Source organism: Salipiger sp. HF18, assembly GCF_011806505.1.
GTDB lineage: Bacteria > Pseudomonadota > Alphaproteobacteria > Rhodobacterales > Rhodobacteraceae > Salipiger > Salipiger thiooxidans.
Genome location: NZ_JAATOS010000225.1, coordinates 1 through 6,476 on the forward strand (window position 1 = coordinate 1; position 6,476 = coordinate 6,476).

Consider the following 6,476-nt stretch of genomic DNA (forward strand, 5'->3'; position numbering starts at 1 on the left):
CCCGGCTCGGCCTTCCTCGATCATTGCGACAACCGCGCGCGCATGCTGGTCATGCACCCGGTCAATCCGCCGCACCTCGTGCCCATCGTCGAGATCGTGCCGACGCCCTGGACCGATCCCGCGGTCCCCGTCCGCGCCCGGGCGCTGATGGAGGAGGTGGGCCAGTCGCCGGTGTCGCTCGACCGCGAGATCCCGGGCTTCGTGCTCAACCGCCTTCAGGGCGCGCTGCTCGACGAGGCCTTCGCGCTGCTGGCCGAGGGCTATGCCAGCGCCGAGGACATCGACCGCACGGTGCGCGACGGGCTGGGGCTCCGCTGGGCCTTCATGGGGCCGTTCGAGACCATCGACCTCAACGCGCCGAAAGGGCTCGCCGATTACGCCGAGCGGCTCGGACCGATGTTCGCGGGCTTTGCTGAGCAACGGCAGGCGGACCGCGACTGGCGCCCCGAGGCGGTGGCCCGGGCCGATGCCGAGCGGCGCGAGGCGCTGCCCGAGACCGGGCTCGCCGACCGGCGCAACTGGCGCGACGCCATGCTCATGGCGATCCTGCGGGCGAAACAGCAGGGCTGAACGCCCTGCGCTGACGACGACACGAGCGACGAAAGAGGACGGATCATGCAGGGCTTCACCTTCAACACCACGCCGTCGGTGGTCTTCCGCGACGGCGCCGCGGCGGACCTGGGCGCCATCGCGGGCGCGCGGCTGGGGCCGCGGGTGCTCTTCGTTACCGACCCGGGCCTGCGCAAGCTGGGGCTCTGCGACGGAGCCATCGCCTCGCTCGAGGCCGCGGGCGCCGAGGTGACGCTCTACGACCGCATCGAGCCCGACCCGACGCTCGCTATCCTCGACGAGGCCACCGAGGCCGGCCGGGCGGCGGCGGTCACCGGGGTCGTGGGCTTCGGCGGCGGCTCGTCGCTCGACATCGCCAAGGTCGCGGCGCTTCTGCTCGGCTCGGGCGAGCCGCTGGACGAGGCGTGGGGCGTCGGCAACGCCAGGGGCCCGCGCCTGCCGCTGGTGCTGGTGCCGACGACGGCGGGCACCGGTTCGGAGGTGACGCCGGTGTCGATCCTGACGGTGAGCGCGGTCGAGAAGCGCGGCGTCTCGTCGCCGGTGATCCTGCCGGATCTGGCGCTGCTCGACCCGTCGCTGACCGTGGGCCTTCCCGGGGCGATCACCGCCGCCACAGGCGTCGATGCCATGGTCCACGCCATCGAGGCCTACGCCTCGGCGAGCCCCAACAACAACCCGCAGAGCCGGATGCTGGCGCGCGAGGCGCTGCGGCTGCTCGGCGCCAACATCGAGACCGCCTACACCACGCCGGGCGACGTCGCCGCGCGCGGCGCGATGCTATACGGCTCGATGCTGGCGGGGCAGGCCTTCGCCAACTCGCCGGTGGCCGCGGTGCATGCGCTGGCCTACCCGATCGGCAGCGGCTTCCACATCCCGCACGGGCTCTCGAACGCGCTGGTGCTGCCGCATGTGCTGCGCTTCAACGCGCCCGAGGCCCACGCCACCTACGCCGAGATCGCGCCCGACGCCTTCCCGGCGCTGGCGGAGACTGCCGACAGCGCGCTCGAGGGCATGGCGCGCGACGCGATGCTGCAGCAGCGCCTGCTGGTCAACAACCCGCGCCCCGTCACCGAGGCCGACGCGCTGGCGATCTACCGCGCCGCGTGGTGAGGCTGCGCGCCTTGTCTGGCTGAGGCCGGTGGGGGCGGTTGTTGCGCGATGATGTCGCCGTCGTGGCCTCGGGGGACAGTTCCGCAGCCTCGTTCTGAGCGCGGAACGGCTGGACGCCGCGCGTAGCGGCGGTTTCTGCTGCGTGGGCGTGCTTGGCGTGTCCGTGGTGTGGATGCAGGCGTTCAAACCGCGATGATGCGCAACGGTCTGCTTCGCGAAGCCCCGAGCGGGCCTCGAGGCCTCTGGCAGACTACGCTCCGGCTTCCGGTGCTGCCCAGCGACCCCTTAAAAACGCCGTTAGGGCCGTGTCACGGGAAGCCCGATGCGGGCCCTGAACCGCTCCATCTCGTGCTCCGGCGGGCGCTTGCCGGTGTAGATCTCGACGTATTTCGGGAAGCGCTCGAACCGCTCGTCGAGGCTCTCGGTCACCCGCATCGAGATGTAGCCCACCTGTACCAGGTAGATCGTGCGGGCGCGGACGTCGGCGTCCTCGGCGGTGTGGCCCCAGCTTGCGAGCAACATGCGCAGCGCGTCGAGCCGCTCGGCATCGGCCTGCTGCAGCCTCGCCAGAACCGCGTCGTCCTGCTGCGCCCAGGCCCGCACCGCAAGCTCGAGCCCGGTGTCGAAGAGCCGGTCCGACAGGAACACCGAGATCACGTTCAGCATCGCCTCGGTCTCGGTCGCGGCATAATCTCGGGTCGCCGCGACGAGGGGGCGGGTGGTGCTCGCTTCCCAGCGATCGAGCAGCCCCGACAGCAGCGCCTTCCGGTCCTTGAAGAACCAGTAGAAGCTGGTGCGCGACAGCCGCAGCGCCTGTGCCAGCGGCATGATCTTCACCGCGTCGACGCCGCCGCTCACCAGCGCCTCGTAGGCCGCGTCGAGCCATACATCGGGGGAGCCGCGCCAGCCCCGGTCGGGAAGATCGGTCTCGGTCATGTCGCCCCTCGCTGCGGTTCTCCCTCCCTTGTCCATAAAATGTGCGCGGCTGTCCAGTTTCTGCGATGTCCGCGAGAGACAGACCTGAACGAAATCTTGACATGAGTGCACATTTTGGGAATCGTGACCGCAGTTCGACAGGCACCTGTCTTCCCGGAGGCACCGACATGAGCACTGATCCCCTGCTGCAGCCCTACCAGCTCAAGCACCTGACCCTGAGAAACCGCATCCTCATCACCAGCCACGAGCCGGCCTATCCCGAGGACGGCATGCCCAAGGATCGCTACCGCGCCTATCACGTGGAGCGGGCGAAGGCGGGCGTGGCGCTGACGATGACCGCGGGTTCGGCCTCGGTGTCGCGCGACAGCCCGCCGGTCTTCAACAACATCCTCGCCTGGAAGGACGAGGTGGTGGGCCACATGAAGAAGCTCGCCCGCGAGTGCCACGACGAGGGCTGCGCGGTGATGATCCAGCTCACCCACCTTGGCCGCCGCACCCGCTGGGACAAGGGCGACTGGCTGCCGGTGGTCTCGCCGGGCTACGAGCGCGAGCCGGCGCACCGGGCCTTCCCCAAGAAGATGGAGGACTGGGACATCGCCCGCATCATCGAGGATTACGGCGACGCGGCCGAGCGGATGAAGGCGGCGGGGCTCGATGGCATCGAGCTCGAAGCCTACGGCCACCTGTTGGACCAGTTCTTCTCGCCCCTGACCAACGATCAAGACGCGCCCTACGGCGGCGATCTCGACAACCGCATGCGCTTTGCCTTCGACGTGCTGCGCGAGATCCGCAGGCGTTGCGGCGAGGAGTTCCTCGTGGGCGTGCGCTACAGCGGTGACGAGTGTCTCCCCGGCGGGTTCGGCAAGGCCGAGGGTCTGGCCATGTCGCAAAAGCTCAAGGACAGCGGGCTGGTGGATTTCCTCAACGTCGTGCGCGGTCACATCGACACCGACCCGGGGCTGACCGACGTCATTCCGATCCAGGGCATGCGCAACGCGCCGCATCTGGATTTCGCCGGCGAGATCCGCGCGGCGACGAATTTCCCGACCTTCCACGCGGCCAAGATCCCCGACGTGGCGACCGCGCGCCACGCCATCGCCAGCGGCAAGCTCGACATGGTGGGCATGACCCGCGCGCACATGGCCGACCCGCACCTCGTGCGCAAGATCGTCGAGGGGCGCGAGGACGACATCCGCCCCTGCGTCGGTGCCAATTACTGTCTCGACCGGATCTACCAGGGCGGCATGGCGCTTTGTCTGCACAACCCCTCTACCGGGCGCGAGATCGAGATGCCGCACGCCATCGAGAAGGCGGCCGAGGCCAGGCGGGTGACCGTCGTGGGCGCAGGCCCGGCGGGGCTCGAGGCGGCGCGGGTGGCGGCCGAGCGCGGCCACATCGTCACCGTGCTCGAGGCGGCCGACCAGCCCGGCGGGCAGATCCGCCTGACGGCGCGGCAGGAGCGGCGGCGCGAGATGATCTCGATCGTCGCCTGGCGCTTCGAGCAATGCGAGAAGCTGGGCGTGAGCTTCCGCTTCAACACCTTCGCCGAGATGCATGACGTGCTCGCCACCGAGCCCGACGAGGTGATCGTCGCCACCGGCGGGCTGCCCCCCACCGAGGTCCTGGGCGCGGGCAACGAGCTGGTGGTCTCGGCATGGGACATCCTCTCGGGCGACGTGGTGCCGGGCCGGACGGTGCTGGTCTATGACGATGCGGGGGACCATGCCGGTCTGATGGCCGCGGACATGATCGCCGAGACCGGGGCCTCGGTCGAGATCGTCACCCCGGACCGCAGCTTCGCGCCCGAGGTGATGGCGATGAACCTCGTGCCCTACATGCGCAACCTGCAGAAGCGCGACACCACCTTCACGGTGACCTGGCGGCTGGCAGAAGTGCAGCGCGAGGGCAACGGGCTGCGCGCGGTGCTGGGTTCGGACTACGGCGCCTTCAGCCGCGAGCGGCAGGTCGACCAGGTGGTGGTAAACCACGGCACGCGGCCGCTGGACGATCTCTACTTCGAGCTGAAGCCGCTGTCGCGAAACTTGGGAGAGGTCGATTACGAGGCGCTGTCGACCGGCGGGGTTCAGGCGGTCGAGGCGAACCCCGAGGGGCGCTTCCGGCTCTACCGCATCGGTGACGCCGTGGCCTCGCGCAATACCCACGCAGCGATCTACGACGGGCTGCGGCTGGCGCGGGCGCTGTAGGGGCTCTTGGGGGAGAGGGCGTTTCCCTCCCGTGCGGAGGGCCGCGCCCGGCGCTTGGGTGGGCGCTTGCGCAACGCCGATGCGGCGCGCAGCGCTCCAAAGCAGGCATGTCGTCCGAGCCGTGAGCGGCATCTCCAAAGCGCCCTCCCGGGGGGAGGGTCGGACGCGGCCCGGAGCTGCCCCCCGGGGGCAGATCCCGTGGCCGGCGACGCACGGACCGGAGGGCTACCGAAGCACGAACCGGAGAGCGCAGCCGGTGCCGGAAACGAAAAACGGCGGCGCGGGTCGCCCCGCACCGCCGTCGATGTCAGACGTCTGCGCTTACTCGGCGCAGGCGCGGATCTTCTCGAGATCCGGGCCGTCGGGGTTCCGGCCGAGGTTGAACGGTGCCGAGGCCGAGCGCCAGCTGGAATAGTCGGCGAGGTACTCGAGCTGGCTCAGGTAGACCTTGGCCGAGGTCGGGTTCTCGCAGGCCACTTCCTCGATGACCTCGTTGGCGGTCTCCTGGATCTTGGCGAGCGACTCGTCGTCCATGCGGGTGATCTCGTTCACTTCGCCGAACTGCTTGTACGCGTCGTTGGCGCGGCGCTCGGTGAAGGCCAGCGACCAGAGCATCGTCGCGTCCGCGGCGATCTGCAGCTTCTCCTGCGTCTCGGCGCTCAGCGCGTCCCAGGACGCCTTGTTGATCATCACGCCGAAGACCGACGCGGACTGGTGCCAGCCCGGGGTCGCCCAGAAGCCGGTGACCTGCTGGAAGCCGCCCGACCAGTCGACGTTGGGGGTCGAGAACTCGGCACCGTCGATGACACCGCGCTCAAGCGACTGGTAGATCTCGCCGCCGGCCATGGAGACCTGGCTGCCGCCGAGCTTGTTCAGCAGGCGGCCCTGCTCGAGACCCGACACGCGCAGGCGCTTGCCCTGCAGGTCGGCGATCGAGCTGATGGATTCCTTGGTGTGGAAGCCGGACTCGTTGTTGGTCACGGCGTAAGGCAGGTAGACCATGCCGAACTTGCCGTAGGTCTCGTTGTAGATCTCCTTGCCGCCCCACTGCTGGATCCAGTTGACGTAGTCGACGGCGTTGAAGAGGCTCGAGGTTGTCGCGAGCGGCGAGAACGCCGGGTCGCGGCCGGCCCAGTAGCCCGGCCAGTCGGCGCCGGCCTGCACGATGCCGCCTTCGACCGCGCCGAAGACCTCGCCCGCGGGGACCAGGCTGCCGCCTTCGAAGAACTCGATGTTGAGCTCGTCACCGGCCAGCTTGTTGGCGAGGTCGACGAAGTGCTTGTCGAATTCGATGAGCTCGAGCGACGACGGCCAGGTGGTGGTCATCTGCCAGCTCTGCTGGGCGGATGCAGCGCCGGCGGCGAGGGTCAGGGCGAAGCTGGCGGAGGCCAGGGTCTTGCCGATTTTCATGTAAGTCTCCTCCTTACTCATTTCGGTTGATACAGGGTCTCCGGCAGCCAGGTGACGAGCTGCGGGAAGAAGGCGATGGCCAGTGCCATCAGGACGATCAGCCCGATGAAGGGAAGAACGCCAAGGATGATGTCACCCGTGCTCACGTCCTTCGGTGCCAGCGCCCGCATGTAGAAGAGCGCGTATCCGAAGGGTGGCGTCAGGAACGAGGTCTGCAGCACCACGGCGGTCAGCACCACGAACCAC

6 protein-coding genes are annotated in these 6,476 nt (G+C 69.1%); 3 read left to right on the forward strand and 3 right to left on the reverse strand.

The window, feature by feature from the left end:
- Both HC022_RS16595 and HC022_RS16600 read left to right on the forward strand, forming a co-directional pair.
- On the forward strand, positions 1-570 hold a 570-nt coding region (locus HC022_RS16595), incomplete at its 5' end, for a 3-hydroxyacyl-CoA dehydrogenase family protein (protein WP_254885137.1).
- Positions 571-615: 45 nt separating this feature from the next.
- Positions 616-1,680 carry an iron-containing alcohol dehydrogenase gene (locus HC022_RS16600; protein ID WP_167453168.1) on the forward strand — a complete coding sequence of 355 codons (1,065 nt, stop codon included), beginning with the start codon at positions 616-618 and terminating at the stop codon, positions 1,678-1,680.
- A gap of 297 nt (positions 1,681-1,977) precedes the next feature.
- Here HC022_RS16600 and HC022_RS16605 read toward each other — a convergent pair whose 3' ends face one another.
- Positions 1,978-2,616: a TetR/AcrR family transcriptional regulator gene (locus HC022_RS16605; protein ID WP_089960010.1), complete on the reverse strand. Its 639-nt coding sequence runs from the start codon at positions 2,614-2,616 to the stop codon at positions 1,978-1,980.
- A 167-nt stretch (positions 2,617-2,783) separates the two neighbouring features.
- Here HC022_RS16605 and hpbA point away from each other — a divergent pair, with 167 nt between their 5' ends.
- The gene (gene hpbA, locus HC022_RS16610; protein ID WP_167453169.1) at positions 2,784-4,820 is read left to right on the forward strand and encodes an N-methyl-L-proline N-demethylase HpbA; all 2,037 of its coding nucleotides are present in this window, start codon (positions 2,784-2,786) and stop codon (positions 4,818-4,820) included.
- 321 nt (positions 4,821-5,141) lie between these two features.
- Here hpbA and HC022_RS16615 read toward each other — a convergent pair whose 3' ends face one another.
- Positions 5,142-6,230, reverse strand: coding sequence for an ABC transporter substrate-binding protein (locus HC022_RS16615; protein ID WP_008887665.1), 1,089 nt, complete (start codon positions 6,228-6,230; stop codon positions 5,142-5,144).
- Between the two features lie 17 nt (positions 6,231-6,247).
- Positions 6,248-6,476 (reverse strand): TRAP transporter large permease subunit (locus HC022_RS16620; protein WP_167453170.1); only part of this gene is annotated, 229 nt, incomplete at its 5' end.

What these genes read in the sequence shown, in the direction of transcription:
- HC022_RS16600 (WP_167453168.1), top strand. Translation starts at nt 616, where the DNA reads ATGCAGGGCTTCACCTTCAACACCACGCCGTCGGTGGTCTTCCGCGAC.
- HC022_RS16605 (WP_089960010.1), bottom strand. Translation starts at nt 2,616, where the DNA reads ATGACCGAGACCGATCTTCCCGACCGGGGCTGGCGCGGCTCCCCCGAT.
- hpbA (WP_167453169.1), top strand. Translation starts at nt 2,784, where the DNA reads ATGAGCACTGATCCCCTGCTGCAGCCCTACCAGCTCAAGCACCTGACC.
- HC022_RS16615 (WP_008887665.1), bottom strand. Translation starts at nt 6,230, where the DNA reads ATGAAAATCGGCAAGACCCTGGCCTCCGCCAGCTTCGCCCTGACCCTC.